Source organism: Oerskovia sp. NPDC060287 (assembly GCF_042726775.1).
Lineage (GTDB): Bacteria > Actinomycetota > Actinomycetes > Actinomycetales > Cellulomonadaceae > Oerskovia > Oerskovia merdavium.
The window spans coordinates 13,863-29,872 of record NZ_JBHXBO010000023.1; the positions used below are offsets into that span (position 1 = coordinate 13,863).

14 protein-coding genes are annotated in these 16,010 nt (G+C 73.1%); 1 reads left to right on the plus strand and 13 read right to left on the minus strand.

Annotated features, from left to right (window positions below):
• The 12 genes from ACFWFR_RS03755 to ACFWFR_RS03810 form a co-directional block, all read right to left on the minus strand.
• Positions 1–1,365, minus strand: a complete 1,365-nt coding sequence (locus ACFWFR_RS03755; RefSeq protein ID WP_377621290.1) for a PQQ-binding-like beta-propeller repeat protein — start codon at positions 1,363–1,365, stop codon at positions 1–3.
• A gap of 249 nt (positions 1,366–1,614) precedes the next feature.
• A complete protein-coding gene (locus ACFWFR_RS03760) occupies positions 1,615–3,219 on the minus strand; it encodes a PQQ-binding-like beta-propeller repeat protein (RefSeq protein WP_377621292.1) in 1,605 nt (534 codons plus the stop codon).
• A gap of 32 nt (positions 3,220–3,251) precedes the next feature.
• Entirely contained in the window at positions 3,252–4,802 is a 1,551-nt protein-coding gene (locus ACFWFR_RS03765) for an alpha/beta hydrolase family protein (RefSeq protein ID WP_377621293.1), read from the minus strand.
• An 86-nt stretch (positions 4,803–4,888) separates the two neighbouring features.
• Complete coding sequence (era, locus tag ACFWFR_RS03770) at positions 4,889–5,836, minus strand: GTPase Era (protein WP_191800941.1); 948 nt, start codon at positions 5,834–5,836, stop codon at positions 4,889–4,891.
• On the minus strand, positions 5,833–7,317 hold the full coding sequence (locus tag ACFWFR_RS03775) for a hemolysin family protein (protein WP_377617192.1): 1,485 nt from the start codon (positions 7,315–7,317) through the stop codon (positions 5,833–5,835). The genes era and ACFWFR_RS03775 overlap by 4 nt, the downstream gene beginning before the upstream one ends.
• A complete protein-coding gene (ybeY, locus tag ACFWFR_RS03780; protein ID WP_056650782.1) occupies positions 7,314–7,766 on the minus strand; it encodes an rRNA maturation RNase YbeY in 453 nt (150 codons plus the stop codon). The genes ACFWFR_RS03775 and ybeY overlap by 4 nt, the downstream gene beginning before the upstream one ends.
• Positions 7,766–8,785: a PhoH family protein gene (locus ACFWFR_RS03785; protein WP_191801151.1), complete on the minus strand. Its 1,020-nt coding sequence runs from the start codon at positions 8,783–8,785 to the stop codon at positions 7,766–7,768. Before ACFWFR_RS03785 ends, ybeY begins: the two co-directional genes overlap by 1 nt.
• Positions 8,786–9,119: 334 nt before the next feature.
• Entirely contained in the window at positions 9,120–9,488 is a 369-nt protein-coding gene (locus ACFWFR_RS03790; RefSeq protein ID WP_377617194.1) for a histidine triad nucleotide-binding protein, read from the minus strand.
• Positions 9,489–9,553: 65 nt separating this feature from the next.
• Entirely contained in the window at positions 9,554–10,372 is an 819-nt protein-coding gene (locus tag ACFWFR_RS03795) for a 16S rRNA (uracil(1498)-N(3))-methyltransferase (protein WP_191800947.1), read from the minus strand.
• 3 nt (positions 10,373–10,375) lie between these two features.
• Positions 10,376–11,488, minus strand: coding sequence for a molecular chaperone DnaJ (gene dnaJ / locus ACFWFR_RS03800; protein WP_056650773.1), 1,113 nt, complete (start codon positions 11,486–11,488; stop codon positions 10,376–10,378).
• A 115-nt stretch (positions 11,489–11,603) separates the two neighbouring features.
• Entirely contained in the window at positions 11,604–12,620 is a 1,017-nt protein-coding gene (gene hrcA, locus ACFWFR_RS03805) for a heat-inducible transcriptional repressor HrcA (protein ID WP_191800949.1), read from the minus strand.
• A 230-nt stretch (positions 12,621–12,850) separates the two neighbouring features.
• Positions 12,851–14,308, minus strand: a complete 1,458-nt coding sequence (locus tag ACFWFR_RS03810) for an MFS transporter (RefSeq protein WP_377621296.1) — start codon at positions 14,306–14,308, stop codon at positions 12,851–12,853.
• A gap of 113 nt (positions 14,309–14,421) precedes the next feature.
• Between ACFWFR_RS03810 and ACFWFR_RS03815 the strand changes: the two genes are divergently transcribed.
• The gene (locus ACFWFR_RS03815; protein WP_191800954.1) at positions 14,422–15,288 is read left to right on the plus strand and encodes a DUF3097 domain-containing protein; all 867 of its coding nucleotides are present in this window, start codon (positions 14,422–14,424) and stop codon (positions 15,286–15,288) included.
• 1 nt (position 15,289) lies between these two features.
• On the opposite strand, the gene ACFWFR_RS03820 is transcribed toward ACFWFR_RS03815, so the two are convergent.
• Positions 15,290–15,823, minus strand: a complete 534-nt coding sequence (locus ACFWFR_RS03820) for a DUF4870 domain-containing protein (protein ID WP_377621298.1) — start codon at positions 15,821–15,823, stop codon at positions 15,290–15,292.
• Between the last annotated feature and the right edge of the window lie 187 nt (positions 15,824–16,010).

Sequence of the window (16,010 nt, forward strand, 5' to 3'; positions counted from 1 at the left end):
TTACAGCGCCAGGCGCTGGCACCACCCCTCGTCCGGGTCGTCCGAGCGACCCGAGATCGTGCTCGTCAGGAGCAGGGAGTCTCCGTCGGTGAACGCCCGGTGCACCTCGCTCGGCAGCCAGCGCCGCCACAGGTCTCGACCCGTGCGCGTCTCGATCGCGATCAGCCGTGACCCCGACTCGACGACCAGGACGTCGTCGGTCTGGAGCCAGATCATCTCGGGCCACTCCTCCCGGTGCCACAGTCGACGCCCCGAGAGCGTGTCGTACCCCGTGAAGCCGGGTGACCGGACGACCAGGACGTGCGGCACCGTCCCGTCGGTCACCGCGGGCACGAACGGCTCACCCGGCAGGACGTACCGCTCGCCGCCGTCGGCCTCGAGCACGTGCACCTCCTCGACCCGACCCGAACGAGGGTCGATCGCGGCCCGGACGCGCAGGTCGTCCGGCAAGGGCCCGCCGGCGGCCCAGCCACCGGGCACGGACCGAGGGCGCGCGTAGCCGGTCGCGTACTCTCCGGACGCGTCGAAGGTCTCACGCAGGTCGGACGCACGGACGTGGAGCAGCCCACGCAGCCCGTAGAGGTCGATCGTCCCGACGTCGTCCTGGCCCGTCGAGCCGACGGCGTCGACCGGATAGCCGGCGGCGTGCAGGACGCGCGTGCGCACGAGCGTCCCGTCGAGGGCCTCCTCCCAGCTCACGACGGCGCGCTCGCCGTCACGCCGCGCGGTCGCCACGAGCCCGCCTGCGAGGGGCGCTGCGGCGGCGGTCGTGCCCGCGAGCTCTCGCGCCCCCACGACCTGCCCCGCAGGGTCCAGGACGGTCACGACGAACGCGGGGCGCGAGGTCGACGGCTCGGCGGGGTCGGCCGGGCCACCCACGCTGCCCGCCAGCTCCCCTCCCGGGGCCGGGTCGACCTCCGTCACGCACACGAGCGGCGAACCCACGCTCCCCGGGTCGAGCAGGTCCGGCCCGCACGCGCTCTTCCCCCGGGGCAACGAGGCCGACCACAGCGGTTCGCCCGTCACGACGTCGAGGCCCTGCAGGTCGCCGTCGGCCTCGAGCACGACCTGCCCTTCCACGGCCGCGGGCCATCCACCGCCGGTCGACGCCCGCCAGACGACGTCGGGGTCAGGGGGGACCGACCACAGGCCGCCCGGCTGGGTCGCGACGAGCACCGCCTGATGTCGGTCGGAGAGGCCCCCGACGACCAACGACGCGCCCGTGCCCGCGACGGCGACCGCCACCGCGGCGACGACCAGGGCGCGCACCGGGACCCGGCGAGCACGGGAGGGCAGCGCCTCCCCGCCCGGCGTCGGCGACCCGGAGAGCACCACGGTGCCCGGCGCGCCGGCGCCTTCTCGCACACGACGTCGAGCCCTGCCCGGACCATCCGTGCGGCCCGTACCCGGTCCCGGCGGCGACGGCACGCCACGACCCCCGCCCGTCGCGCTGGGCCCACCAGGTGATCGTCCCCAGACCGCGTCGAAGTCGTCGTCGAGCTCGGCCACTTCGACCAGCTCGACGGCGTGGGCGGAGTGCTCACGACGGCGTGGGGCCACCCTTTCCACGGTAGACCTGATCCGACCGGATGGGGCCGCCGGGCCCCGGTCGTCTCAGCCCAGCCCCAGGAGTCCCCCCTCGTCGGTCACGAGCACGAGCCTTCCCCGGGCGCTGAACGTCCAGGTCGAGAGCTCCGGGACGTCGGCCTCCCAGAGCTCCTGGCCCGAGTCGACCGAGATCGCGGTGACCCGTGTGGCGCCGGTCCCGCTCTGCCCGACCAGGTAGAGGTCCGTGCCGTCCGTGAAGGACTGGCCGTACGCCAGGGTTCCCTCGGCCTCCCAGACCCGTTCGCCGGTCGCCAGGTCGACCCCCAACAACCGGCCGGCACCTGACAGGACGCCGACGTCCCCGACCTGGGCGACCGCACGCTCGAGGGTCCCGTCTGCGGTCCAGAGCGTCCGCCCGGTCCGGCGGTCCAGGGCCGAGAACGTGGGCCGAGCGATCGTCCCGGCCGCGTCCATGACGTCGCCCCCTGCCGAGACGAGCAGAGGTACGTCCGCCGACCCGTCGGTCACGTCGAACAGGACGAGGTTCCCCTCGACGCTGAACGCCCCGTGACCGTCCGGGGCGAAGACCGTCCAGGTCCCGTCGCCCCCCGTCGAGACCCTGCCACCGTCGGGCAGCGTCGAGTCCCACGACATCCCTTCCCGCGCGCCGACGGAGCTGCCGTCCGCGTCCAGCGTCGCGCTGAGGCCGGTCGCCTCGACACGGAGCTCGTCACCGTCGGGCCACCCCTGCAGGTAGCGCGGGCTCTCCACCCCCTCCCCCGGTTCGGGGACGACCTCCCGTGACCAGCGCACCTCCCCCGTGGCCAGGTCCTCGAGCGTCACCACGACCTGACCACCAGAACCCCACGCGAACGTGGCCAGGCCGTCCGTGAAGGCGACGGTCGCCGCAGTGGTCTCCTCGTCCACGGATCGCGCGGTCAGCACGTCCCCCGTCACCGGGTCGACGACCTCGATGCGACGCAGGTGGGCCTCCTCGGAGGTCTCGCCGAAGATCGTCACCGGGCGGTAGCTGGACGTCGTGCAGACGACGGGTCCGGTGTCCGAGCGGGGCCCGCTGCCGATGCACCTCGTCTGGTCCCCGCTGCGGGCTCTCTCCGACGCCGCCGACGACTCCGACGCGCTCCACAGCCGTTCCCCCGTCGTCGGGTCGTAGCCCGCTACGGGATCCCCTGGGACCACGAGCACCCCGTCCACCACGGTGGGCTGGCTCCAGCGACCCAGGTCCGGCGCGTTGCCGCCCGCGACGGGGTCGATGCGCCAGACCACCGCGACGTCCGGCCCCAGGCTCCGGACACCGCCCGACGACGCAAGGACCCGCTCGATGCGCGCGGCCTCGTTCCGTTCTCCGACCACGAGCCCGCCCACGACGAGCACGATCACGGTGGCGATCGCGGCGCCCAGCAGCGCCCGGGTCCTGCGCGACGGACGACGACCCGACCGCGCTCGACCGGGCACGTCGCGCGACGCCGGACCGTGCGAGACGGACGGGAGGCGAGCGCCGTCGTCGGGCACGCCGCCACGACCGGCTCCCGTCGCCTGCGTCCCACGGGCAGGCAGAGGCCCTGGAGGCTCGTCGACGTCCTCCTCGGCCTCCTCGAGCGCGAACGAACGCATCCGCCCCTCGGAGCCGTCCTTCGTACGTCGTCGCATGACTCGACCCTAGGCGTCCGTCACGTCCGGCGTCAGATGCCCAGCTGGTAGACGCCCCAGTAGGCGAGCGTCACGAGCAGGATCGTGGACCCCGCGACCGTGGCCCACAGCGTCGTGCGCGCACCCACCCCCGTCGCCGGACGCACCACGACCCCACCGCCCTCGGGGGAAGCCACGACCGCCTTGCGCGCCTGGCGCAGGTCCGACAACCGGTTGATGATGAACGCCGCCGCGACGACCGTCGCCAGGCCGAGCAGGCGGACAGCGATCCACCCTCCCTGGACCACCCAGGAGTCCGTCTTGTAGTCGAGCGCGAGCCGCGCGACCGCGACCAGGTACACGACCAGTCCCACCATCGTGGCGACCGACCCCACGGCCAGCCCCGCGAGCGGCCACCGCAGCCCGGGCGCGAGACGGCCGGCGGCGCGCGGGGCACGCCGGACCCGGCGCACCGCCCCCGCGACCAGCCACACCAGCGGGCCGACCACGAGCAGCACCCCGCCCACGATCACGAACCCGATGACGATGTCGCCGTTGCCGTACCAGCGAGGGTTGGGCACGGCCGAGGCCAGGTACAGCTGGTTGGGCTGCCCGCCCGCGACCGTCGGCGGGGCGCCCGCGGTCCCCGGCAGACCCTGCACCCAGGCGCTGACGTCCCGCGGGAACTCCGGGACCATGACGTCGTCGATCTTGATGCCGTGGTTGGCACCCTCGTAGTAGCGGACCGTGACGTCGTGGTTACCGTTGGCGCCGGCGTCGGCGATGATGCGCAGCGCGCCCTGCTCGACCGGCATCGACGGGTCGGCGGTGCCGTACGCCACGAGCGTCGGCACCGAGAGCCGCGCGAGGTAGGGCGTGACGTCGAAGTCGGCGTACTCGAACCCGCCGCCAGGCATCTCCATGCCCACCGCGCGCGGGATCGCCCGGAAGACCCCCTGCGGCACCCCGGTGTTGCGCAGGTACGAGTCGACCGCGAACCCCGCCTGCTGGCGCGGCGGCACGACCGGGGCCGAGACCAGGACGACGAACGAGACGTCCTGGTCCTGGTCCGCGAGCACGGGTGCGACCCAGGTGCCCTCCGACTCGGCGTAGAGCCCCACCCGCTCGGGATCGACCGAGGGCCTGGCGCGCAGGAGGTCGACCGAGCGCTGGTAGTCGTCGGCCATGTCGACGTAGTCCCGGTGTCGCGTCGTGTAGGTGTCGAGCCGCTTGGACGGCACGAGCGTGACCACGCCCGCGCTCGCCAGGTCCGTCGCGACGTCGACGAACGCCTCGTCGGCCGACCCCGTGCCCGCTCCGTGGAGGAAGACCACCCCCGGCAGCCCCTCGGGCGCGTCGACGGGCTCGCGCACGATCCCGTCGACGCTCACCCCGTCGAGCTGGACGACCACGGGGGTCTCCTGCACGGCGTAGGTCCCGACCGGCTGGACGTCGGGGCCCTGCCCGCCGATCGTCGTGTCGGGGGTCGAGGGCTCGAGGTGGTCGGTGACGGGCACGGGATCCCACTGGGGACCCGTGACCGCACCGACCAGTGCGAGGCCGATCGCGAGGGCGGCGCTCGTGGCGGCTGTCCGGAAGATCACCTCAGGATCGTATCGAGGTGTGCAGCAGCGCCGCCTGCGTTCGAGCAGAGAGGCGGGGCGTCCCGAGAGCCGACCGGGGGCCCACCCTAGAAGCCGAGCCTGCGCAGCTGCTTGGGGTCGCGCTGCCAGTCCTTGGCGACCTTGACGTGCAGGTCGAGGTAGACCCGCGCGCCGAGCAGCGCCTCGATCCCCTTGCGCGCCTCGGTCCCGACGTGCCGCAGCCGCGACCCGCCGCGCCCGATGATGATGGCCTTCTGGCTGTCGCGCTCGACGAACAGGTTGACGCGCACGTCCAGGAGCGGGGGCCTGCCCGCCGCCGGGTTGCCCGAGCCCTCGCGGGGCGTGATCTCGTCGACCACGACCGCGAGGCTGTGCGGCAGCTCGTCGCGCACGCCCTCCAGGGCGGCCTCGCGCACGAGCTCGGCCACCATGACGGCCTCGGGCTCGTCGGTCAGCTCGCCGCCGGGGTAGAGCTCGGGGCCCTTCGGCAGGTGCTTGACGAGGACCTGCTCGAGGACCTCGACCTGGAATCCGTCCACGGCCGAGACCGGGACGATGTCCTGCCACTCGCCCAGCTGGTCGACCGCGAGCAGGTGCTTGGTCAACGTCTCGCGGTCCACGAGGTCCGCCTTGGTCACGACGGCGACGACCGGGGTGGGACGCCGGCCCTTCATCAGGTCCGCGAGCTGGGCCGCGATGTACTTGTCGCCCGGGCCGACCTTCTGGTCAGCCGGCAGGCAGAAGGCGATCACGTCGACCTGCGCGAGCGTCTCACGGACCAGGTCGTTGAGCCGCTCGCCGAGGAGCGTGCGAGGGCGGTGCAGCCCTGGCGTGTCCACGAGAATGAGCTGGGCGTCGGGTCGGTGCACGATGCCGCGGATCGTGTGCCGGGTCGTCTGCGGGCGCCCGGAGGTGATCGCGACCTTCTGCCCGACCAGTGCGTTCGTCAGCGTGGACTTGCCCGCGTTGGGCCGTCCGACGAAGCACGCGAAGCCGGACTTGTGCTCGGGTGCTGCAAGGTCGTTCTGGGTCACCGGTGTGCTTCTCTCTCGTTCGTCTGGCCCGCGCGGCGCGGGTCCTCGCTCGTCCTCCCGGCGCGCTCGGCGCGCTCGGGGTGTGTCTGGTGGTCGCGCTCGGAGCGCTCACGGTGGTCGTGGCGCTCCTGGCGATCGGTGCGGCCCGACGGCGTCTCGTCCGCCCCGTCCGTCTCGTGCTCCGGGGCGACGGCGCGCACGAGGACCGTCGCGAGCTGCTTGCGCCGTCCCTCGACCCGTTCGCCGACCATGTGCACGCCCTGCGCCTCGGCGACCGATCCCGGGAGCGGGACCTTGCCCAGCGCCTTGGCGAGCAGGCCGCCCACGGTGTCGACGTCGTCGTCCTCGATGTCGAGGTCGAACAGCTCGCCGAGCTCGTCGAGCGGCAGCCGCGCCGGGATGCGGAACTCTCCGTCGCCCAGGTCCTCGATCTCGGGCCCGGACTTGTCGTGCTCGTCGGTCAGCTCGCCCACGATCTCCTCGAGCGCGTCCTCGATCGTCACGAGCCCCGCGACGCCGCCGTACTCGTCGACGACCATCGCGATGTGCGAGGCCGAGGCCTGCATCTCGCGCAGCAGGTCGTCGACGGGCTTGGACTCGGGCACGAAGATCGCGGGACGGGCGACGTCCGCCACCCGTCGCGAGCCGGCCTCTGGCGAGGCGGTGACGACCTTGACGACGTCCTTGAAGTAGACGACGCCCACCAGGTCGTCGACCGACGTGCCCGTGACGGGCAGGCGCGAGAACCCGGAACGCAGGAACAGCGACAACGCCTTGGACAGCGGGGTCGTCGCCGGGGTCGTGATCATGTCGGTCCGCGGGACCATGACCTCGCGGGTCAGGGTGTCGCCCAGCTCGAAGACGGAGCGGATCATCTCCCGCTCCTCCTCCTCGATGATCTCGGACTCGTTCACGCGGTCCACCATGTCGCGCAGCTCGCGCTCGTGCGGGCCGTCGGAGTCGTCCTTCGGGCCCGTGACGCGTGCGACCCAGCCCGTGAGCGCGACCGCCGGCGCCAGCACGCCCGAGAGCAGCAGCAGGACCTGCACGGGGTGCCGACGCCCCAGCGCGCGCGGCGCGATGCGCGCGAACACGAGCGCGACGACGACCGCGAAGACCAGCGCCGCGAGCAGCGCCTGCCACCAGTCCTCGAGCCACACCGAGACCAGGAGCGTGACGCACGCGGCGGCGACCATCTCCGCGACGACGCGCAGGAACGCGAGCGCGGCCGCGGTGTGCGGCGGGTCCTCGGTCAGCGAACGGACACGACGCGCGCGGGCGACGCGCGGCGGAACGGGTCCGCCTGCCCCGCCGCCGGACGTTCCGGCGGTCCCCGTGCCGGCCTCGGCCTCCGCAGCCGCCTCGGCGACCGCGGCACGCGTGACCCGCATGACCGCGCTCTCGCCCGCGCCGAGCGCGCCCGCGAGGACCACGCCGAGCACGGCGAGGACGAGGAGCAGCGCGACGGGGACCTCGGTCATCGGCTGGCGAGGAAGGTCAGCAGGAGCTTGCGCTGGAGCGCGAACATCTCCTTCTCCTCCTCGGGCTCGGCGTGGTCGTACCCGAGCAGGTGCAGGATCCCGTGCGTGGTGAGCAGGAGCATCTCCTCGGCCGTGGAGTGCCCGGCCGTGACGGCCTGCTGGGCCGCGACCTCGGGGCACAGGACGATGTCGCCCAGCTCGCCCGCGGGGGTCACGTCGCCGTCGCGACCGGGGCGCAGCTCGTCCATGGGGAACGACAGGACGTCGGTGGGGCCCGGCTCGTCCATCCAGCGCACGTGCAGCTCGGTCATGACGTCGGTCTCGACGAAGCGGATGCCGAGCTCGCTCTGCGGGTGGACGTGCATGGCGTCCAGGACGTAGCGGGCGAGGGCCGCGAACTCTGCCTCGTCGACCTCGTAGCCGGACTCGTTGTTGATCTCGACGCTCATCAGCGTGCCCCTTGCTCTCGTTGGTCTCGCGGTCTGCCCTGGCGGGAGGTGCCTCCGCGCGCCGAGCCGTGCTGGTGGTTGCCGCCGTCGCGTGCGGGCGGTGCGCTGCTGACGTCCCAGCGGGCGTAGGCGTCGATGATCTCGCTCACGAGGCGGTGGCGGACGACGTCGGTCGACGTGAGCCGGCAGAACTCGACGTCGTCGACCCCGGTCAGGACGTCCTCGATGACACGGAGCCCCGAGGTGGTGCCCCCGGGCAGGTCGACCTGCGTCACGTCGCCCGTGATGACCATCTTGGAGCCGAACCCGAGGCGCGTGAGGAACATCTTCATCTGCTCGGTCGAGGTGTTCTGGGCCTCGTCGAGGATGATGAACGCGTCGTTCAGGGTGCGGCCACGCATGTAGGCCAGCGGGGCCACCTCGATGGTGCCCGCCTCGATCAGCTTGGGGATCGACTCGGGGTCGATCATGTCGTGCAGCGCGTCGTACAACGGGCGCAGGTACGGGTCGATCTTCTCCGAGAGCGAGCCCGGCAGGAACCCGAGCCGCTCGCCGGCCTCGACCGCGGGGCGTGTCAGGACGATCCTGCTGACCTGCTTGGCCTGCAGCGCCTGGACGGCCTTGGCCATCGCGAGGTAGGTCTTGCCGGTCCCCGCGGGACCGATCCCGAACGTCACGGTGCTCGCGTCGATCGCGTCGACGTAGCGCTTCTGCCCGACCGTCTTGGGCCGGATGGTCCGCCCGCGGTTCGAGAGGATGTTGAACGTCAGGACCTCTGCGGGGCGCGACGCCGTCGCGGCCGTGAGCATCGCGATCGAGCGCGTGACGACGTCGGCCGAGAGCTGCGTGCCCGACTCGACGACCTCGACGAGCTCGTCGAGCAGCCGCGAAGCGAGCGCCACGTCGCCGACCGGCCCCTTGACGACGATCTCGTTGCCCCGCGCGTGGACGTCGACCGAGGGGAACCCGGCCTCGACGGCGCGCAGGACGGAGTCACCGCTGCCGAGCAGCGCCGCCATGGAGACGTGGGACGGGACGACGATCCGGTGCTCGACCCGTGTGCTGGGGTGCTGGGCGCCCGGGGCTCCCCGGTCGTCCGTGCCGTTCGTCCTCTGCTCGGTGCGCGCGCGCCCCGGGTCGCGGGAGGAGCCTCCGGGGCCGGGCGTCGACGAGCCGTGCGGCAAGGATGGTGTCGAGGATGGCATGAGCCGGCTTGCGCCGAGGCACTCCTTCTGCAGGTCGGGGAGATTTCGTGGTGCATCCATGGTAACGAGCGCAGCGACCTGGGTCAGGGCGAATAACGCCCTGACGGGTGTGTCCTGCGCCCGGGACCTCCGTGGGCCGCGACGCGGGTCAGGCGGGGCTCCAGCCCAGCTCCTTGCCGCCGATCACGTGACCGTGGACGTGGAAGACGCTCTGGCCTGCCCGCGGGCCCGAGTTGAAGATGAGCCGGAACTGGCCGTCGGCCTGCTCGCTCGCCACGGCGTCCGCGAGCGCCACGACGCCCGAGAGCAGCTCGGGGTCGGCGGCCGCGAGCTGTGCGATGTCGCCGTGGTGCGCCCGGGGCACGACCAGGACGTGCAGCGGGGCCTGCGGGTTGATGTCCTTGAACGCGACGGCCTGGTCCGTCGAGGCGACGATCGTCGCGGGGATCTCCCCTGCGACGATCTTGCAGAACAGGCAGTCCGGGTCGGTGGGCCGGGAGGTGTCGTTGCTCGTCATGTCGGCAGGCTACCCCCGGTCACCGGGCCGCAGCCCGGTGACCGCCGGTGCGGTGCGGCGTGCGCTCACGCGGGCGTGCCGTCCCAGCGGCCGAGCCGCTGGACCAGCAGGGCGATCGCGACGGGTCCGGCGGTCGAGGTCCGCAGCACGTGCGGGCCCAGGCGCGCCGTGAGGGCGCCGGCCTCGGTGAGCGCGTCGACCTCCCGCTCGGAGATCCCGCCCTCGGGCCCGACGACGACGAGCACCTCGGGTGCTCGGCCCTCCGCGGCGTCGGCCGGGGACGCGGGGACGGGCAGCGGCACCTCGGCGAGCGGGGCGCTGGCTTCCTCGTGCAGGACGATCACGGCGCCGCCTGCCGCGACGACCTCGCGCGTGCGCTCGACGAGCCCGCGCGTGTCGATCGCGACGTCGACGCGGGGCAGGCGCGCACGGCGGGCCTGCTTGGTCGCGGCGCGCACGGTCGCGAGCCAGCGGGCGCGCGACTTGGCTGCGCGGTCCCCGCGCCACACGACGATCGAGCGCTCGGCCTGCCACGGCACGACGGCGTCGGCCCCGACCTCGGTCGCGGCCTCGATCGCCATCTCGTCGCGGTCGCCCTTGGCGAGGGCCTGGACGAGGGTCACCACGACGTCGGGCGCAGGTTCGTGCACGACCTCGTCGACGCGCAGGCCGACCTGGGCGGCCTCGACGGTCTCGATGACGCACCGCAGCCGCAGCCCGTCGCCGTCGACGACGTCGACGTGCTCACCGACCCCCCGCCGCTGGACGACGCCCGCATGGCGCCCCTCGGCGCCGTCGAGCACGTAGAGCGACCCCGCGGGGTACTGCGCGAGCCCTTGGGGCTCTGCGCCGCTCGGCTCGGCGAGGAAGACCGGTGCGCTCATGCCTCAGCGCCCCGAGAGCTTGTCGCGCAGGCGGGAGAAGACTCCCGGGTGCGCGGCCGACAGGCGCGGGTCCGGGCGCTCCTCGCCGCGGGCCTTGGCGAGCGAGCGCAGCAGCTCCTGCTGCTCGTCGTCGAGCCCCGTGGGGACCTGGACCTCGACGTGCACGTTGAGGTCGCCGCGGCCACCCGTGTGCAGGTGGCCGACGCCCAGGTTCTTGAGCGTGACGATCTGGCCGGGCTGGGTGCCGGGACGCAGGTCGATCTCCTGCGGGCCGTCGAGCGTCTCGAGCTCGAGGACCGTGCCGAGCGCGGCGGCGGTCATGGGGACCTGGAGCGTGCAGTGCAGGTCGTCGCCGCGGCGCACGAAGATCTCGTGGTTGCGCTCGCGGATCTCGACGTACAGGTCGCCCGCGGGTCCGCCGGCCGGGCCGACCTCTCCCTGCGACGTGAGCTTGATGCGCGTGCCCGTGTCCACTCCCGCGGGCACGTTCACGGTCAGGGTGCGGCGGCTGCGCACGCGTCCCTCGCCCGCGCACTCGGCGCAGGGCTCGGGGATGACGGTGCCGAAGCCCTGGCACGCCGCGCAGGGGGCGGTCGTCATGACCTGCCCGAGGAACGAGCGGGCCACGCGCTGGACCGTGCCGCGCCCGTTGCAGACGTCACAGGTACGGGGCGAGGTGCCGGGGCGACAGCACGAGCCGCTGCACGTCCCGCACACGACCGCGGTGTCGACCTGGAGCTCGCGGCGGGCACCGAACGTGGCCTCCGAGAGGTCGATGTCGAGGCGGACCAGGGAGTCCTGGCCGCGGCGGGCGCGCGGGATGGGGCCGGACTGCGCCTGTCCCCCGCCGAAGAACGTCTCGAAGATGTCCTGGAAGCCGAAGCCCCCGCCCATGCCGCCACCGGCGGCGGACGGGTCCGAGCCGAGGTCGTACTGCTGGCGCTTGTCCGGGTTGGACAGGACCTCGTACGCGCGGGACACGTCCTTGAACTTGTCCTCGGCGGCCTCGCCCGCGACGTCAGGGTGCAGCTCACGGGCCAGCTTGCGGTAGGCCTTCTTGATCTGGTCCTGGCTCGCGTCCCGGGGCACGCCCAGGATCTCGTAGTAGTCGCTCACAGGTCACTCTCTACTAGCGCACGCCGACGGTGGATCGGCGACTTCCGACAACGCCCCGCAGCACGCGCCGGGCCCGAGGGCCCGGTCGCCGCACCCGGTGGCGCAAGAACCATGCTCATGCTGTCAGGACGCGCGACAGGTACCGCGCCACGGCGCGGACCGAGGCGATCGTCCCGGGATAGTCCATGCGGGTCGGCCCGATCGAACCGATCAGCGCGACCGAGTCGCCCTCGTTACCGTATCCGCTCGTCACGACAGAGGTCTCCGCGAGGCCCTCGAGCTGCGTCTCGTGACCGATCCGCACGCTCACCCCGGACTCCGCGGCCATCTCGGTCAACAACCCGAGCAGCACGACTTGTTCCTCGAGCGCCTCGAGGACCGGGCGCAGCGCGTGCTCGAACCTCATCCCGACCCGGGCGAGGTTGGCGGTGCCGGCCAGCACGATGCGTTCCTCGGACTCCTCGGAGAGGGTCTCCTCGACCAGCAGCGCGAGCGAGCGGGCCAGGTCCTGGTGCTCGGGGCGGAACTGCTCGGCGACCTCGGCGAAGCCCTGCCCGAGCTCCGCGAGACGCTTGCCCGCCGCGACCGCGTTGAGCCGCGAGCGCAGCTCGGCGAGCGTCGCCTCGTCCGGGGCCGCGGCGACCTCGAGCGTGCGCTGCTCGACACGGCCCGTGTCCGTGATGATGACCACGAGCAGGCGGCGGTCGCCGACCGGCACGAGCTCGAGGTGGCGCAGGCCCGACCGACGAAGCGACGGGTACTGGACCACGGCGACCTGGCCCGTGAGCTGGGCGAGCAGCCGCCCCGCCCGCGTCACGACGTCGTCGAGGTCGACCGCCTCGGACAAGAAGGTCTCGATCGCCCGACGCTCGGGCGACGACAAGGGCTTGACCGTCGAGAGCTTGTCCACGAACAGGCGGTAGCCCTTGTCCGTGGGGATGCGCCCGGCAGACGTGTGCGGCTGGGCGATGTAGCCGTCCTCCTCGAGGGCGGCCATGTCGTTACGGATCGTGGCCGGGGACACGCCCAATCGGTGCCGCTCGGCGAGGACCCGCGACCCCACCGGTTCCCTGGTGAGGACGTAGTCCTCGACGATCGCACGCAGCACATCGAGCCGTCGTTCCTCGCTCATGACCACCTCCTGCCGATCGTCGCGCGTTCGCACTCTCTACCGTCGAGTGCTAATTCTACGCGGTCGCGAGGAGGTCGCGGGCGACGTGCACATCCTTCTCACGCTCTCTCCGGGAGGTGGCCCGAGAGGGAGGCGCACCCGACCACGCGCCCCCCGCTCCGCCGTCGGGCCCGACTCCCCCGTCAGGTCTCACCGCGCGGCCCAGGCCGCACCGCGCCCGACGGCGGCGCTCACGTCGCGGACGTCCCCTTGCCCTGGGGTGCGGCGTGCGCTCGCGCCCGCAGGTCCACGATCGCGACCACGAGCGAGACCGCGACGAGCGCGACCGTGATGAGCATCGCGGTGCTCGCCGCGACCGCGCCCGTCGAACCACCCGCCTTGAGCGAGTAGTACGTCGAGAGGACCACCGCGATGCCCATGGCCGAGCCCACGCGCTGCCCGAGCTGGAGCATGCTGCCCGCGACCCCCGCGAGCTCGACGGGGACCCGCGCGAGGGTCAGCGTCTGGTTCGGGGAGATGACGGTGCCGCTCCCGATCCCCGCGACCATCATGGTCAGGGCGATGGCCCACCCTCCGGCCGACGCGTCGTCGCCCGTGCCACGGATCGCGAGGATCACGCCCGCGAGCCCGACGAGCACCACGACCAGCCCCGCGACCACGAGCGGACGCCCCCAGCGTGCGACCCCGCGCCCCGCGAGCCACGACGCGACGCCCGACGCGATCGCGAACGGCATGCCGATGAGCCCGGCGTGCAGGGGCGTGAAGTGCAGGTCGTTCTGGAGGTACAGCGTCGCGACGAGGAAGATGCCCGTGAAGCCCGCGAAGTACGTGATCCCCAGCAGCGTGCCGTTGCGGAAGGAGGTGAGCGACAGCACGCGGGGGTCCAGGACCGGCGCACCCGTGGTGCGCTGGTAGCGCCGCTCCCAGAGCACGGTCGCGGCCACCGCGACCGCCCCGACCGCGAGCCACCACCACCGTCCGGGGTCGTCGTCCTGCCCGGACGTCGTGACGAACGGGAGCATGACCGCCACGGTCGCGACCGCGATGAGGACCAGGCCGACCGGGTCGAGCTTGCGCGGGCCGGCCTTGCGCGTCGCCGCGGGCAGGAAGCGGATCGCGAGCGGCAGGACGACCGCGATGATCGGCACGTTGATCCCGAAGATCCACCGCCACCCGTTCTCCTCGCCCGCCGCCTGGATGATCAGCCCGCCGAGCAACGGCCCCAGGGCCGTCGAGATGCCGATCGTGGCGCCGAACATGCCGAACGCCTTGCCGCGCTCGTACCCCGAGAACATCTGCTGGATCAGACCGATGACCTGCGGGTTGAGCAGGCCCGCGCTCGCGCCCTGCAGGAGCCGCGCGATCGCGAGCCACTCGTCGCTCGGCGCCAGGCCCGCGGCGAGGCTCGTGAGCGCGAAGCCCACGAGCCCGACGATGAACAGCGCCCGGCGCCCGCCCGCGTCGCCCAGACGGCCCGCGGGGACGAGCGCGAGACCGAACGCGAGGGTGTAGCCCGCGACGATGAGCTGCAGCTCGGTGGGCCCCGCGTCGAGCGCCTTCTCGATCGAGGGGAGCGCGACGTTGACGATCGACACGTCGAGCATGGTGATGAACCCGACCGCGAGGCACAGCCCCAGGACGCGCCAGCGCTGGGGGTCGGGCGCGGCCTGACCGCTCGAAGTGCTCACCGGCCAGTCGTACCACGCCCCGCGCCACGGCACCCGGCGAGCCGCGGAGAGGTTCGCGGGTCGCCGCGCGCCCCTTCCAGGCGCGGGGCCGACCACCGCCTAGGGTGAGGCGGGTGAGCTTCGATCGCTACGGTGCCGACGTCCTGTCCAGCGCGACCCCCGCCCCGGTCCCCCACCGCAGGCGCCCCGTCTCACGCCCCCAGGCCGCCGAGCGTGGCCTGGTCGTCGAGGACGTCGAGACCGGCTGGGTCGGTGCGGTGGTGCGGGTCGAGAAGTCGGGCGGCATGCACATCGTCGTCCTCGAGGACCGCGCCGGTCGTACCCGCACCTTCCCGCTCGGCCCCGGCTTCTGGGTCGACGGCGAACCCGTCGAGCTGACCGCGCCCGTGACCACGCGCGCACCGGCGGCGCCCACGCGCACCGCCTCGGGCTCGCGCGCGGTCGCGGACGTCCGGGCCCGCGTCGCCCGCGGCTCGCGCATCTGGGTCGAGGGCAAGCACGACGCCGAGCTCGTCGAGAAGGTCTGGGGCGACGACCTGCGCATCGAGGGCGTCGTGGTCGAGCTCCTCGATGGCGTGGACAACCTCGCGGAAGCCCTCGAGGACTTCAGCCCGACGGCGGAGCGCAAGGTGGGCGTCCTGGTCGACCACCTGGTCCCGGGCAGCAAGGAGACGCGCCTCGTCGCCGAGGCGCTGCGGGGCGTGCGCCCCGGCACGGTCAAGGTGCTGGGCCACCCCTACGTCGACGTGTGGCAGGCCGTGCGACCAGAGCGCTTGGGCCTGACCACCTGGCCCGTGATCGAGCGCGGCACCGAGTGGAAGCGCGGGATCCTGCGCGAGCTCGGGTGGCCCGCTGCCGAGCAGGCCGACGTCGCCCGAGGCTGGCAGCGCATCCTGGGCACCGTGCGGACCTACGCCGACCTCGAGCCGTCCCTGCTGGGCCGGGTCGAGGAGCTCATCGACTTCGTGACGGCCGACTGAGCTACTTCACGATCCGCACGTCGACCGGGTACCGGGTCGTCTGTCCCTTGCCGACCGCCTGGAAGTTCAGGACGCCGAACACGAGCGACGTGACCCACACGCCGAAGACCACGAGGCCCTCGATGAAACCGGGGAGCACGAGGTTCGCGCCGACCAGCACGATCGCCACGAGGATCTGGAAGTTGAGCGCCTTCTTGGCCTCGCCGTCCACGACGTAGCTGCGCTCCCGGAAGACCAGCCAGATCACGAGGGGCGCGAGGAAGCCGAGGATGCCGCCCAAGAGGTGCGACAGGCTCGCCCACGTCCTGGTGTCCGCCGGAGAGAGCGGCTGGGCCGGTCCCGGCCGGCCCTGCTGCGGCGGGTACTGCCCGAACTGTCCGGGCGGCGGGTACTGCCCCTGCTGTCCCGTCTGCTGGCCGCCGGCCTGTCCGGGGTAGCCGTTCTGGCCAGGATGTCCCTGGGAGCCCGGGGTGCCGCCCGGCGGGACGTACTGCCCGTAGTCCGGGACCTGGTCGGAGGAGTGCTGGTCGCTCATCGTGGCCTCTCTGCGGTCGAACCGGACCCATCGTGACGGACCGGGCGCCTCACGCTAGCCGGTCGCGATCATCGAGGGCCAGCCGCTGGTCGACCGGGTCAGCCGGCGGCGGATCATGATGACGGCCAGCTGCTTCGCCGGATCCGTCCAGCTGGTGCTGGCCGTCGGGGAAGAGCTGGAGCAGTCG